Raw genomic sequence first — 13,231 nt, 5'->3', positions numbered from 1 at the left:
TGAAAGCAGGCTGGGTACAAACCCCCGGATCGATCCGTGGGGTCGCTTTTTTCAATTCTTCAATCCAAAATCCAAAACCGATTGACTAATGACTGTTTTGGTTCATGAATTGTTCGACGAAATTGGTGTAAACCTCGCCGTTGAGAAATTCGGGGCTATCGAGGATTTTTTGGTGGAAGCCCAGAGTTGTGGGGACGCCAGTGATGGCGCATTCCCGCAGGGCGCGTTTCATGCGCCGGATCGCTGAAGGTCGATCGCGCCCCCAGACTATCAATTTACCGATTAAAGAATCGTAGTAAGCGGGTATTTCGTAATCGGTGTAAACGTGAGAGTCCATCCGCACACCCGGGCCGCCGGGAGGCAAATAACCGCTGATTCTGCCGGGGTGAGGTCGGAAATTGCGATCGGGATCTTCGGCATTGATGCGGCACTCAATGGCGTGGCCGTTGAGAATTACTTGGTTTTGCTTGATTTGCAGTTTTTCGCCTTGGGCGATCCGAATTTGTTCGGCTATCAAGTCTAGGCCTGTAATCATCTCGGTGACGGGATGTTCTACTTGGATGCGGGTGTTCATTTCCATGAAGTAGAACTTGCCCGATTTGTCAAGCAAAAATTCGACAGTGCCGGCACCCGTGTAGTTGATGGATTTGGCGGCGGCGACGGCTGCGTGACCCATCTGATCTCGGAGTTTCTGGGTGAGGGCTGGGCTGGGGGCTTCTTCGAGGAGTTTCTGGTGTCGGCGCTGAATCGAACAATCTCTCTCGCCGAGGTGGATGACGTTACCGTAGTTGTCGGCGAGGATTTGGATTTCGATATGCCGGGGTTTTTCGATGAATTTTTCGAGGTAAAGTCCGGGGTTGCCGAAGGCTGCGTCGGCTTCGCCTTGGGCTGCTGAGAATAGTTTGGGGAGTTCCGAGGGTTCTCTAACTAGCCTCATCCCGCGGCCTCCACCGCCGGCTGTGGCTTTGATCATCACAGGATAGCCGATGTCGCGGGCGATCGACAAAGCTTCGTGTTCGTCCGCCAGCAATCCGTCGCTACCGGGAACTGTGGGGACTTTCACCCGCTGCATAGTTTCTTTGGCGGTGGATTTGTCGCCCATCGCCCGCATCGCGGCAGGAGAAGGGCCGATGAAGGTAATTTGATGGTCGGCGCAGATTTCCGCAAATCGGGCATTTTCCGAGAGGAAGCCGTAGCCCGGGTGAATGGCTGCGGCGTTGCGCGTCAGGGCGGCCGCGATGATGTTGGGGATGTTTAAATAGCTTTTGCTGCTGGTGGGGGGGCCGATGCAAACGGCTTCGTCTGCCAACTGGACGTGCAAGGCGTGTTTATCTACGGTGGAGTGAACGGCGACCGTGGCAATCCCCATTTCCTCGCAGGTGCGCAGTATGCGGAGAGCTATTTCTCCCCGATTAGCGATTAAAATTTTCGAGAACCCCATCTTCGCTGCTTAATTCACTCAATATTCTGTACAATAATCCCTTTCGGTATGTTCTGGATAATGGTTTTGCAGAAATTGTTCATAAAAATTTATTTTACATTTTGCTCGTAGTGGTGCTATGATTGTAAATCGGCGGTGCAAAAGGGCAAGTCACCAGTTAAATGTCAGGAACCTCAACCTGTGAATCTTTAACTCGTAACGCAAAAATCCCGGAGATTGCCAGAAAGAGCGGATGTGGCGGAATTGGTATACGCGCACGCTTGAGGTGCGTGTGGCATTATGTCCTTGCGAGTTCGAGTCTCGCCATCCGCATTGAATATATAAAACAACTGTTGACAGTTTTTGCTGTTGGCAGTTGTTTTATATTGAGTGGTTTTTCTAGAAAGTCGATCGAGTTTTAGATCGGATTCTCGAAAACTCGATCGAACTAAGCATTCTTTAACTGTCGATCGACAATGGTGTTTGTATGGGCACGCTGAGTTCATTTACGCACAGCGCATTTACGAAAACAATTGTATGTGGGACTGCAGGCATTAAGCGACGCAGTGCATTCAAGTAAGATTCGGCATCGGGGCGACGACTAAAACGGGCGACTGTTAACCGCTGACAGTTCGGGAGTTGGCGAATTATACACCAAGGTTTAAGTCGATCGCGATAAGTGAGTTCTTTTGGTATCATAGGAACATCCTTTCCACGAAAGTGGATGGTTAGAGAGGCGATTGCCCTTGATTTATCAGGTCTGAGGGCGATCGTCTTTGTGATTACAAATATTAAACGATAGATACTTATCGTTTGTCAAGTAGAATGGGGTTAGTTAGGTTCCGAATCCGAGAGTTGGCTGACGAAAAAGGATGGACGCTAAAGGATGTTGCCGATCGATCCGAGGTTCCGTACAGCACAGTCAGGCACTATGCTCGTTCGGAAGGACTAGCAACGGTTGATATCACATCCATTCAAAAGATAGCTCGCACCCTCGATGTTTTGATTGAGGAGTTGATGGAAGTTGTTAAAGAATGAACCGATGAAATTATATTAGCAAACGGAAGTTAGATCGATGACATCCTACGCCTTAAACTTACCCGTTCAGTTACAGCAAGAAGCTGAAAAATTGGCAACACTCCAAGGCATTTCCTTCGATCAGTTTATCCTCTGGGCTGTAGCAGAAAAAGTCGCTACTCTCAACCAGCGGAATGACGATCCGGCTTTTCCTGAAATCACCTATGTGCGCGGCGCTAGCGGCGAACTCGTTCCGGTTTTGCGCGGCACTCGGTTGCGGGTGCAAACAGTAGTCATCGCAGCGCAGAAATGGGGTTTTTCTCCAAACCAAATTGCCACTGAGTATGACTTAAGTGAAGATCGAGTGAACGATGTTCTCGCTTTTTATGCGGCTCACCATCAAGAAATAGACGCATCTATTGCCGCTGAGCAAATTATCGAAGCTGCTAATGTCTAAACCGCTATTGCATCTAGATGCCGATACCTCTATTAAAGCTTTGCAAGCCGCCCTTTTATCTCGCAATCACGATGTCACTCGGACACCGAGTGAGTGGATGGCTTTAGATGCTAGCGATGAGGCTCAACTGCTAGAAGCAACAGCGCGAGGGCGGTGTATTTTTACGTTTAATATCCGGGATTTTCAGGTTTTAGCTCAGCGTTATCCCGAACATGGTGGCATCATTTTGGCTGCTCAAAACAGTTGGACATTATCTAGTCTAATTGCTTCGCTCGATCGCCTGCTTTCAGAAACACAAGCTGCTGATTGGAAAGGGCAAGTCCGCTGGCTTAATCAGTGGCGAACCTAATCAGGAGTTACCCAAGCACACTATATACATTTATCCACCCAATGGCGAAATAGTTCGACAATAATCTGCCACTTGCCATCCATTTCCAAAACTACATCGTGACGTATCAAAGAGTTAAGTGCTTGCTGTAAATTTGTCTCGTTCATGCCAGTAATTTCAGCTAGCGTGTTGATATCGAGTCCTTCTCGGTGAGGTGCGATCGATCTTAATATCTCTTGTTGTCCGGGAGCACCCCGCGCCGCCTGACCCCAAACGCCATCGAAGTAGTAGCGTCCCCGTTGAAAGAATTCAGGGTCATTAATGACTGCCCTCACATCTTCTACTGTAAAGACCGGAGCGCGAGAATTTCCCATCTCAAAAACTTGGTCATTGTAGCGGCGAACTAGCTGAAATCCCACTAGCTGAACTAAATAAGGCTGTCCAGTAGTCAACATAGAGATTGCAGATAAGGCTTCTGGTGCGTAGTCAAGAAGGAAATCTTCATGGGGATTAGCAAGAATCTGGCGGGTAGCTGCCCTTTCCATAAAGCTAACCTTGATATTAATAAAGCTAGCGAAGAAAGGGTGGGAGTAATCCCCAGTCATCTCCTCTAAAGTATGCAAACCAGCCAGGGCAAAAGCTATTTTAGGACTCATTTGTACCATCCCACGCAGAACCTCCATAAAGTCACTGTCAATCTTTCCTTTCTCAATCAGTTTTTCAATCTTCTCAAACTCATCTAAAGCAATAATCAAACCCGTTTCACTCAGATTTGCCTCTACTTGTTTCAAATAGCGCTCAAAAGTACGGTAGGGAAGATTCAGCAACTCCGCATCTGCAGGAGGTGAAATGTTGACAGCATCAGAAATTTCATCGCTAATTGCCATCAGCACCTCTCCAACTCCTTGAGGACTATCTCCCACTAGCAATAGATTGACATAGGCTACTTTTACCTGTGAACCCAGACATTTAGCAGCGTTAAGCAGAATAGAAGTTTTCCCCATGCGTCGATGACCGTAAATAACCACAGACTGAAGTCGCTGAGTCAATATCCACAATTCTTTGAGCTGTTTGAGTATATCCTCTCGTCCAACAAACAGGTTCCCCTCAACAGGGTCGCCAACCACGTAGGGATTACGCACTCGCTCAGTAATAGAAACGTTGCCAACCTCACTAGCTACATTTAGTATCGCTTGCGACCACTTAAAAGCAATTTTTCTAACTATTTCTCGCTCTGGTTGAGGCACATCATCAGGTTGCTCCCGCAGGTTTTTAAGTTCCCCTAAAGCACGGCTGAGAGCGAAGGCTCTGGCCGAACGAGATGAACTCTTCTGAATAATTTTAATATCTTCTACAATCCTATAAAAACTAGCAATTGCTTTACCAGTAGCCGGACGCCTCCAGTATTCTACAGTAAAAATGTATGTTTTAATTGCAGAAATATCATTTAAATTATTAGCATTTAGTAACTCCGATAAAGTTAGAGTTATCAACCACATTTCCTTTACATAAGGTAGAGACCGCAGCACCTCATCAAATGCTTTTCCTGCATCGTACAGGGACTCCTCGTGCAAACACAAGAAACCACGGGCAACAGCGCGAGCATGAGGCTCAAATTGAATAAAATTTGTATAGATAGAACCTGAAATCAAACGCACCAACTCCCATTTGTAAGGATGATCAGTTAAATGTGCTATACGATCGACCACTTGCTCTGGTTCTTCAGCAAGAACTTGGTTTAAAGCTTGAATTACAGGAATGAACTGGAGAGTATAAGTATAAATTTCATAAGCATTATGTATTCCTGTTTCCCAATCTAGTCGCAGCCATTCTTTTAATTGCTCGGTGATATAGGGATTAGGCAGGACAGTTACACGAGGAAACAGCAAGTCTAGATGATTTCTATAGGACTTACGCATTTCAAAAACATAATCAGATGGCAATTCTTGAGACAGAGGAAGATGGGGAGATGAAGAAATCTGAAAATCAGAATATCCAGAATATCGGGAACCAAACTCATTACTGAAAATCCTTGGGCTGCTGTTTTCTTTAACTTTGGGAGTAACTCCTATTTTAAATATTTTTTGGGTTAGAGGTAATGTAAAAAACCAGTTATCTGGGCGCAGCAATCCTATACATGAACCTATCACACAAGTAACAAAGAAAACTACCCTAATTAACAGGCTTTTTATAACTGTAAAAAAATCTGTTTTCTCTAAATCTAGTGGTAGAGAAATACAAAGTGTGAATGACATAAATAACACGCCACCAATAACGAATATAATAGCTAATTCGTCCACACCTAAAATGGCTAGTGTCGAAATACCTCCTACACCCAACCATATACCTGCTAAGATACTTAAAATTAAGATTACTCCCAGGTTAGTAGATTCTTCTTTGATAGCACTCACAGTAAAATTTGATAAATTAAAGTTTAAGCAAAAAATAATAATTATAGTTAGATATTTGGCTGTTTCTGACTTGAACTTTGATAAAAATTTATCTTTTTCAATTAATGTCACAGCCAAGGCCATCCCACACCCCCAAATAGTAAAGAAAAACCCTACTGATATATGTACCGCATCTACTGAAAAATTAATCAATTTAAGAATTACACTCCAAGTTAAGAGTGTAATGAATATGACTACCATTACTTGTAAAAGTAACCCAGTTATTATGGAATTAGGCAATAATCCTGAATCTTTTTTATAATTCTTGTGGCGCTCTGAAATAGATATTCTATTGTAGATATACCACCGCAAGGCTTGGGGAAAGAAAAACACCCAGTATAATAACCGCAAGTAATCGATGGGCTTTGATAATGAAAGAGGTCGCTTTAATTGAGGAGCTAAGTCTAAACGGGGAATGTCGGTGTTGCGATCGCTCATTTTACATCCTCCACATATCGGGCATAGTTTTGATAGCACAACTGCATCAGTCGTCGTGGATGACCGCCACTTTCTTGTACTAGCTGGCTGATTTCCTCGTCAGTAAAACGCACCGAAGTCATAGCAAGACGAGTTTCAATAAAGGCACGGGCAATAGTTGCAGCCCAAGGCTTAATATTCTCTTGTTGGAAAATGCCTGAAAACGGAGATGTTTTTACTTCATCCTGACTGTCATTAAAGAGTCGATCGAGGGGTTCGCTAGCAGCTACAATCAATTTCAAAGATGCCTCTTGCCTATCAGCTAAACCCCGCAAGTGATCTCTCACTTGACGGGTAAAACCTTCCCAACTCATCCTTCCAATATTATCTATAGCCAGCAGCACTCTATAATTTTTCAAAGCACGAGTGAACATATATCCATTGCTTTTAGGAATGCCAACTTCTTCGCACAAAGCTGTGTAGAAGTCATCTTCATCTCGGACTTCATTTAGGTCTAAGTAAATTGGCTGGCGTGGCGATAATAGGAGATTTTCAGCCTGTTGACAAATAGCCGATAGCAGAGAAGACTTCCCGATACCTTCTTCTCCTATTAAAGCTACACTGCCGTTGTTGTTAAGAACCTCGAATACTTGCTTAATTTCCCGCTCTCTGCCGAAAAACAGTTGCGGATAGTCAATTCTTCCAGTTTGAGGAATAAAAGGGTTAGAGGAAATAACAGGGGTGCGATCGCCTGTACTGAATGCACTCCTTTGACTTGACCGCCACTTTAAATACTGCGGTTTCAGCCAATCTAGAAATGCAGCATCTTTCCGCTGACTACTCCTGTCGTTACAACCCAAAAAACCTTCCCGGTTTTCTGTTGGACAGAAACGCTCGTTGTATATCGTCCACATTTGCCGCCGAACATTCTCAGGGTCGATCAGAATGTCAGAATTTTCTTCTGTGATTCCTCCATCTGCAACCTCTCTGTTACTCTTGAACGTATTTTCATCGGGAAACTTAGCCAGAAAAATAGCTGTCTCTGTCGGAGTCAAGCCATAAACAGTAACTATCTCTAATCTTAAAAAGCTTTGCCATAAGTTCACAGTCCCAGTCACCTCAACCCCTGTCAGAACTTGGTGTCTCTCTTGTTGACTTTATCATAACTAGCGCGCAACTTGAAAAATTTTCCGCTTTTTTGAACAATCGGAAAAAATTTTCCGGTTATTTTTATGATACCGGAAAGAATTTTCTGGGACTTTTTTGGAAGTAGCTTATAAGCTGTTATTTAGTGGTAAGCCTTCCACCGCAAACTTTGAAAAAGCCAGGAGATAAATATGACACAACTAATTGAGTACATCCAGACAGCTAAAGAATTTGCTGATACTTATGGCATAGCACATCTAGATCGCCTGTTGGCATTAGCTGAAACTGTCCCCACTTCTCCCAAAACTCGACCATCGACTTTTAAAGTTATATCTAATACAATTTTGGAGGAAGTGGAAATGGCTGGATTTCAGCTTAACCCTTGGCTAAAGACTTTGATCCTAAGTAGCAATATTGAAGTAGTTCGAGATGCGATCGCTGTAGTTGAGGAAAATCGCCGCCGGGGAATAGTGCGGAACGGCGAAGGGCTGTTAGTACAAGCTATCCGTAACCAATGGAAACCGCATATTTCAGCTTAAATCGTTGAATATTACTCTCAATTACTGCTCAAAGGAAGAAGCAAGCTTGAAACTTGGGGCGATCGCTATAAAGATTTGTGCGAAACAACAACGGCTATTGATTTTGAACCGCAGATGTCGGCGGATGTACGCTGATGGACGCAGATGAAAATCCGGTTTCTTCTAATTTTTGGCTAATTCCGGCGGCCGCCCCATCAAGCCTGTCATCAGCCGCAAGGCTAAAAACCTCACTGGGGGAATTGTCCGCAAACACCACAATCCAAAGCGGCGAAATGCTACAATTGGCAGCCAAGTATTGGAAAATAATCTGTCTAGAAAATCGGTAAATCCTAACACGATTAAATTCTCTTTTTTCCGCCAGTTGTGATACCGTTTCAAGACTCGCAAGTCGCCGATGTCTTCGCCTTTTTGGTACGCTTGCTGCAATATTTGGGCGATCGCCCCAGCGTCTCGAATACCCATATTCAATCCCTGGCCGCCGACGGGATGGCAGCAGTGGGCCGCGTCGCCAATTAGTGCTAATCTGGGCAAAACGTAGCGATCGCTCTGCATTAACTGCACGGGAAACAAAAAGCGATCGCTCTCCAATTCCAAACGCCCTAAAAGCCCGCCCGTGCGCTGTTCCAACAAAGTCAAAAACTCTTTTTCATCCATTTGTTGCAAAGCTTTTGCTTCCGCGTGCGGTGCTGTCCAAACTACTTGACAGCGGTTCCCAGGTAATGGTAATACTCCCATCGGGCCGCTCGGCCAAAAGCGCTCAAAAGCGATATCATTGTGCGGTTTTTCTGCTTTAATAGTGATAGCAACGCAGGATTGCCAGTATTTCCAGCCGCGAGTGCTGATGTTGGCTTCGGTGCGGATGCGCGATCGCGAACCGTCGGCGGCGACTAATAATTTGGTGCGAATTGTCCGAGTTTCGCCGTTTTGTTTGACTTCTATTTCGGCGCAATCGGTTAAATATTTTACCTCGACTACTTCCGCCGGACAAACCCAACTAAAATTCGGGTTTTTTGCCAAAGATTCTTGCAAAGCTGACAGCATGATTCGGTGCTCGCCAACGTAACCTAAAGCTGCTTTTGGTACGGGCAATTTGCCAGTATTTCCCAAATCCGGGCGGTGGAATTCCACGACGCCTGGATAGTCGCCGTCGCAGAGGCTAATTTGCTCGAAGGTGGTGATTTGCGGCAAGATTTGCTGCCACACGCCGACACCTTCTAAGATCATTCCCGATAGCAGGGTGATTGCATAGGCTTGTTTTTTGGCGGCGGCGGCGGCGGGGAGTTGGGTTTCAATTATTGCGATTTTTAATCCAGAATCTTTTAAGGCGCTGGCTAAGGTGGCCCCGACTATGCCGCCTCCGACGATGGCTATGTCAAAGTCGAGTGTCGGTGTTTGCGTGGAGACTGGTGTTGGAGAAAGTTGGTTTACAGGCATTTTCAAGGGATTTTGTCAAAGTTAATTGGATTGTTACTTTTTTATTGTAAAGAATTATTTCGATTTAGGGCGATCGAGAAGAGGAGGAGAAGGAAAGAGTATCGGCATTCGTGAAAATCAACGGTTTCATATCTATTCCGGTGTAACCGGAATGATATAGAGGACACGGCGCCGTGCCGTTTCCCTACCGTGATTAATTGTAGGGACACGGCACAGCCGTGTCCTGACTGTGGGTAACATTAATTCCGATGCAACCGGATTTGATATCAGACTACGAGATCCAAATGCAAGCCCTGGATGCACTCGCTACCTCAGAAACCCGGTTTCTTCCTATATTTCTCGTCACTAAACGCAAAACTCCTAGAAACCGGGTTTCTCGCCCCTCCGATGGGTCAGCCTTGACACTAATGGCTGCTGACCATTTGCTTTGTTTTTTCCGCAGCCAGCGCTGATACTTTCTGCGAAATGGGAATTTCTATGACAAACTCTGCACCTTCCCCGGGCGCGGAAATACACTGCAATTTGCCTCGGTGTTTTTCAACTATAATCTGATAGCTGATCGACAGTCCCAAGCCTGTGCCTTTGCCGACGGGTTTAGTAGTGAAAAATGGGTCGAATAACTTGTGAATTACTTCTTGATTGATTCCCCTCCCGTTGTCGGCAATCCGAATGGTTACTGTGTCTGAATTCGCACTGGTGCTAATCCGAATTGTCTGGGGGCGAAAAGAGATTTCGATTTCGTTTGAAGAATGATTGTTGTAATCTTCGAGGGCGTCGATCGCATTTCCTAAAAGATTCATAAATACTTGATTGAGCTGACCTACATAGCACTCGACTTTTGGGAACTTGCCGTATTCTTTGATAATCTCAATCGCGGGACGAAGTACATTAGCTTTGATCCGGTGCTGCAAAATTAGCAAAGTGCTTTCGATTCCTTCGTGAATGTCTACTCGCTTCATCTGCGATTCGTCGAGTCTGGAAAAGTTGCGTAAGGATACAACTAAGTCGCGGATGCGATCGGCTCCTACTTTCATTGATTCCAAAATCTTCGTAAAGTCTTCCATTAAGAAATCGATTTCAATATCTTCGGCTGCTTCTACAATTTCCGGAACGGGATTTGGGTATTTTTCCTGGTAAAGGTGGAGCAAACCGAGCAAGTCTGTGGCGTATTGGCTGGCGTGGGTGATGTTGCCGTAGATAAAGTTAATGGGATTGTTAATTTCGTGGGCGACGCCGGCGACTAGCTGCCCGAGAGAAGAGATTTTTTCGGTTTGGATTAGTTGAGTTTGAGCTTGGTGCAACTCGCGGACAGCTTTTTCGAGCTGGGCTGCTTGCGATCGATACTGTCCCTCGGACTGCTTGAGTGCTTCCAAAACTTGGACTCGATCGCTAATATCGGTGTGAGTTCCCACCCACTCGCGAACGCTGCCGTCGGCAGCCAAAAGGGGGACGCCCCGCACCCAGAAGTGTCTGTAGCTGCCGTCTGCGGCCCGCAAGCGGTGCTCGACTTCGTAGAGACTTTGTGTTTCTATGGCGCGCTTCCAAGCTTGTATGGTGCGATCGCGGTCTTCTGGGTGCACTGCTTCTATCCAGTTATCCTTCTCTTTCCAACTCAGACCCGTATAAGCTATCCAATCAGGCTGAGGCTTGTCGAAGATTCCGCTAGCGTTTGTCGTCCAAACCATCTGTGCGGTGGCCATTGCCAGGGATCGGTATCTTTCCTCGCTCAAACGCACAAATTCTTCGGCTTGCCGGCTGGCTGTCACGTCACGCAAAATTGCTGTGAATATGATTTCGCCTGCAACTTCGAGTTTGGAAATAGAAGCTTCGGCTGGAAATTCAGTACCGTCTCGGCGGCGGGCGAAAATTTCTTTGCGGTTGCCCATTTTTCGGGCTTGTTTAACGTTGTTGCCGAAATTGCTGACGAGGTGGCGGTGAGAGGCGGCAAAAGCTTCGGGCAACAGCAGGTTCAGGGATTGCCCGATCGCCTCAGCAGCCGTCCACCCAAAAATCCTTTCTGCACCTTGGTTGAACAGGATAATATTTTGCTCAGCATCCACCGAAATAATCGCGTCGTCGGCAATTTCTACAATTCCGGCGAAACGAGCTTGAGACAGTTGCAGCGCTTTTTCAGCTTGGAAGCGATCGCTGATGTCGCGGGCGATGGTCGAAATGTATGGGAGTTTGCCGTCCGGTGCGGAGTGGGAGATGATGACTTTGCTGACGGGAATTTCGAGTCCCGATGCTGACACGAAGGCTGTTTCTCCGCTCCAAAAGCCCCCGGAAACAGCGGTGGCGATCGCTTGCTTCAAAGTGCTGCGGGCTGACGGTGCCGTGAATTCTGCAACTTGTCGGTTGGATATATCTTCGTTTTCATCTATACCCACCATTTTTCTGCCTGCTTTGTTGATGTAAACGGCGCGTCCTTCGAGGTCGCTGATACCTACAAAATCCGGCGTTGCTTCCAGAATTGCTGCCAGACTTCTGTTGGTGACTTCAGCTTGTTTGCGCTCAGTAATATCCCGAGCGATGCTAACTATACCGCTGATATTTCCTTGCCCGTCCCGGTAAGCGCTTTTTGTTGAAAGAAATGTCCGCAAATGGCCTTTAACTGGCAGTTCTTCTTCGATCGCTTGCGTTTTTCCCGCTGTCATGATTGGGCGATCGGTTTTCCTAATATTGTCCGCAATTTCCGCCGGAAATAACTGGCTGTCATCTCTGCCGATAATTTCATCTACCGATTTGCCAATGATACTCGCTCCCGCAGCATTTAGCATCATGTAACGGCCCTGAATATCTTTGACAAATAGGGCTGTAGGCGTACTGTTTATGACTGTCAGCAATAGGTTGTAGTTATTTTGGAGCGCCTGCTTTGTTGTTTGACTGTCGAGAATTTGCTGCTGCAATTGCTCGTTGGCGAGTTGCAGTTGGAGAGTCCGTTTCTCAACTTGAGTTTCTAAGTCTGATTTAGCTTTCCTCAGTTCCAGTTCCGCTCGATAGCGCTTCCGGTCGGCGGTGCAGAGAGTTTTGGCATTCTGCCAAATCAGAACTGTAAAAATAATCACGTTCAATACGCTTAACAGCGATATCCCTACCTCCGGCGTGTAGGCTTGTAACCGCTGTCCCGAGAGGATGAAATAACCGACTAAAGGCGGGATAATGATTGCCCGTGGCAACAAGCGCCTCGCCATGATGCCGCCTGCGCGATCGCTCGCAATTACTGCTATCAATCCTCGGTCTGGATTCGTAAATAAAATGCCCAAGCTCAGCAACATAAATGCTGCGGACGTGTGCAAAGCCATGCCTGTATTATCGCCAATCCTGTAAAATAAAGCTTTGCCGTAGAGGTAGCCTATCAAACCCATATATGCAATTAAAAATGCACCACAGCTTGAGATTTGAATCCGCAGGTATTTAGGGCGACGTTCTGACAGCCGCAGCAGGGATATTCCCAGCAATAAAAAAGCAGCAGCAGTATTCGGTGCCATCCGTCCTGGTGTTCCGGGAATTGTCAAGGCGTTACTCTCTTTAAATAGCAGTTGGTCGATGCCTAAGTCTAAATTAAAGCTATATTGAATTAGGGTTGAAAGGCTAATTAATATAATTAAAAATGAACAGCTATAAATTAAAAAGTTAGTAATTGTTTGATGCTTTGTTGCTATTAATTCTGCGCGCCGTCGCTGTTGGATGAACAGAGAACACCCCCCAAAAATAAAGCAGATCGCAGTATTGGCTTTCATTGTCACGAGTCCGGGCAGAATGCTCTTTAAGAGTTGCACATCGAATATCCAACCCAAAAGGACTGTACAGCCGATCGCGATTACTGCAACACTAGCTTTTTTGGAAAAAGACTGGACTGCCGCAATGGCAGTTGAGGACCTTTGCACTTGTTTTGCTGGTTCAAAAAGTTCCAATTTCTCGATCCCTCAAATTATTTGGGTTCTTACGTATCCACGGTAACAATAAACACTGTAGGTAGATTGTTTCCCGCTATACAAAGCTGCTTAAGGTTTTCTTAAAACT

At 45.9% G+C, this 13,231-nt stretch carries 11 protein-coding genes and 1 tRNA gene; 6 read left to right on the top strand and 6 right to left on the bottom strand.

The window, feature by feature from the left end; genetic code table 11:
- Positions 1 to 85 precede the first annotated feature (85 nt).
- On the bottom strand, positions 86 to 1,441 hold the full coding sequence (accC, locus tag QUB30_RS05035) for an acetyl-CoA carboxylase biotin carboxylase subunit (protein WP_333329987.1): 1,356 nt from the start codon (positions 1,439 to 1,441) through the stop codon (positions 86 to 88).
- A 228-nt stretch (positions 1,442 to 1,669) separates the two neighbouring features.
- On the opposite strand from accC, the gene QUB30_RS05030 reads away from it, so the two are divergent.
- Positions 1,670 to 1,753 (top strand) — tRNA-Leu (locus QUB30_RS05030).
- A gap of 126 nt (positions 1,754 to 1,879) precedes the next feature.
- Here QUB30_RS05030 and QUB30_RS05025 read toward each other — a convergent pair.
- Complete coding sequence (locus QUB30_RS05025) at positions 1,880 to 2,119, bottom strand: hypothetical protein (protein ID WP_333329984.1); 240 nt, start codon at positions 2,117 to 2,119, stop codon at positions 1,880 to 1,882.
- A 126-nt stretch (positions 2,120 to 2,245) separates the two neighbouring features.
- On the opposite strand from QUB30_RS05025, the gene QUB30_RS05020 reads away from it, so the two are divergent.
- The 3 genes from QUB30_RS05020 to QUB30_RS05010 are packed head-to-tail and all read left to right on the top strand — an operon-like array spanning position 2,246 to position 3,243.
- On the top strand, positions 2,246 to 2,458 hold the full coding sequence (locus QUB30_RS05020) for a helix-turn-helix domain-containing protein (RefSeq protein ID WP_006634859.1): 213 nt from the start codon (positions 2,246 to 2,248) through the stop codon (positions 2,456 to 2,458).
- A gap of 37 nt (positions 2,459 to 2,495) precedes the next feature.
- On the top strand, positions 2,496 to 2,894 hold the full coding sequence (locus tag QUB30_RS05015; protein ID WP_333240257.1) for a DUF433 domain-containing protein: 399 nt from the start codon (positions 2,496 to 2,498) through the stop codon (positions 2,892 to 2,894).
- Complete coding sequence (locus QUB30_RS05010) at positions 2,887 to 3,243, top strand: DUF5615 family PIN-like protein (protein ID WP_333329980.1); 357 nt, start codon at positions 2,887 to 2,889, stop codon at positions 3,241 to 3,243. Before QUB30_RS05015 ends, QUB30_RS05010 begins: the two co-directional genes overlap by 8 nt.
- Before the next feature lie 20 nt (positions 3,244 to 3,263).
- On the opposite strand, the gene QUB30_RS05005 is transcribed toward QUB30_RS05010, so the two are convergent.
- Positions 3,264 to 5,141, bottom strand: a complete 1,878-nt coding sequence (locus QUB30_RS05005) for an ATP-binding protein (RefSeq protein WP_333329977.1) — start codon at positions 5,139 to 5,141, stop codon at positions 3,264 to 3,266.
- 136 nt (positions 5,142 to 5,277) lie between these two features.
- On the opposite strand from QUB30_RS05005, the gene QUB30_RS05000 reads away from it, so the two are divergent.
- Positions 5,278 to 5,934, top strand: coding sequence for a hypothetical protein (locus QUB30_RS05000; RefSeq protein WP_333329974.1), 657 nt, complete (start codon positions 5,278 to 5,280; stop codon positions 5,932 to 5,934).
- Positions 5,935 to 6,106: 172 nt separating this feature from the next.
- Here QUB30_RS05000 and QUB30_RS04995 read toward each other — a convergent pair whose 3' ends face one another.
- Positions 6,107 to 7,195 carry an ATP-binding protein gene (locus QUB30_RS04995; protein WP_333329971.1) on the bottom strand — a complete coding sequence of 363 codons (1,089 nt, stop codon included), beginning with the start codon at positions 7,193 to 7,195 and terminating at the stop codon, positions 6,107 to 6,109.
- Between the two features lie 231 nt (positions 7,196 to 7,426).
- Here QUB30_RS04995 and QUB30_RS04990 point away from each other — a divergent pair, with 231 nt between their 5' ends.
- Positions 7,427 to 7,774 carry a hypothetical protein gene (locus QUB30_RS04990; RefSeq protein WP_333329968.1) on the top strand — a complete coding sequence of 116 codons (348 nt, stop codon included), beginning with the start codon at positions 7,427 to 7,429 and terminating at the stop codon, positions 7,772 to 7,774.
- Between the two features lie 162 nt (positions 7,775 to 7,936).
- Here the strand turns inward: QUB30_RS04990 and QUB30_RS04985 are convergent, their stop codons facing one another.
- Positions 7,937 to 9,208 carry an FAD-dependent hydroxylase gene (locus QUB30_RS04985; RefSeq protein ID WP_333329965.1) on the bottom strand — a complete coding sequence of 424 codons (1,272 nt, stop codon included), beginning with the start codon at positions 9,206 to 9,208 and terminating at the stop codon, positions 7,937 to 7,939.
- 404 nt (positions 9,209 to 9,612) lie between these two features.
- The gene (locus QUB30_RS04980) at positions 9,613 to 13,095 is read right to left on the bottom strand and encodes a PAS domain S-box protein (RefSeq protein WP_333329962.1); all 3,483 of its coding nucleotides are present in this window, start codon (positions 13,093 to 13,095) and stop codon (positions 9,613 to 9,615) included.
- Between the last annotated feature and the right edge of the window lie 136 nt (positions 13,096 to 13,231).

The organism is Microcoleus sp. BROC3, assembly GCF_036702515.1.
Taxonomy (GTDB): Bacteria; Cyanobacteriota; Cyanobacteriia; order Cyanobacteriales; family Microcoleaceae; genus Microcoleus.
Note: the sequence above shows the minus strand (reverse complement) of the source record. Positions and strands in the feature narration are given on the sequence as shown.

What these genes read in the sequence shown, in the direction of transcription:
- accC (WP_333329987.1), bottom strand. Translation starts at nt 1,441, where the DNA reads ATGGGGTTCTCGAAAATTTTAATCGCTAATCGGGGAGAAATAGCTCTC.
- QUB30_RS05025 (WP_333329984.1), bottom strand. Translation starts at nt 2,119, where the DNA reads ATGATACCAAAAGAACTCACTTATCGCGATCGACTTAAACCTTGGTGT.
- QUB30_RS05020 (WP_006634859.1), top strand. Translation starts at nt 2,246, where the DNA reads ATGGGGTTAGTTAGGTTCCGAATCCGAGAGTTGGCTGACGAAAAAGGA.
- QUB30_RS05015 (WP_333240257.1), top strand. Translation starts at nt 2,496, where the DNA reads ATGACATCCTACGCCTTAAACTTACCCGTTCAGTTACAGCAAGAAGCT.
- QUB30_RS05010 (WP_333329980.1), top strand. Translation starts at nt 2,887, where the DNA reads ATGTCTAAACCGCTATTGCATCTAGATGCCGATACCTCTATTAAAGCT.
- QUB30_RS05005 (WP_333329977.1), bottom strand. Translation starts at nt 5,141, where the DNA reads ATGCGTAAGTCCTATAGAAATCATCTAGACTTGCTGTTTCCTCGTGTA.
- QUB30_RS04990 (WP_333329968.1), top strand. Translation starts at nt 7,427, where the DNA reads ATGACACAACTAATTGAGTACATCCAGACAGCTAAAGAATTTGCTGAT.
- QUB30_RS04985 (WP_333329965.1), bottom strand. Translation starts at nt 9,208, where the DNA reads ATGCCTGTAAACCAACTTTCTCCAACACCAGTCTCCACGCAAACACCG.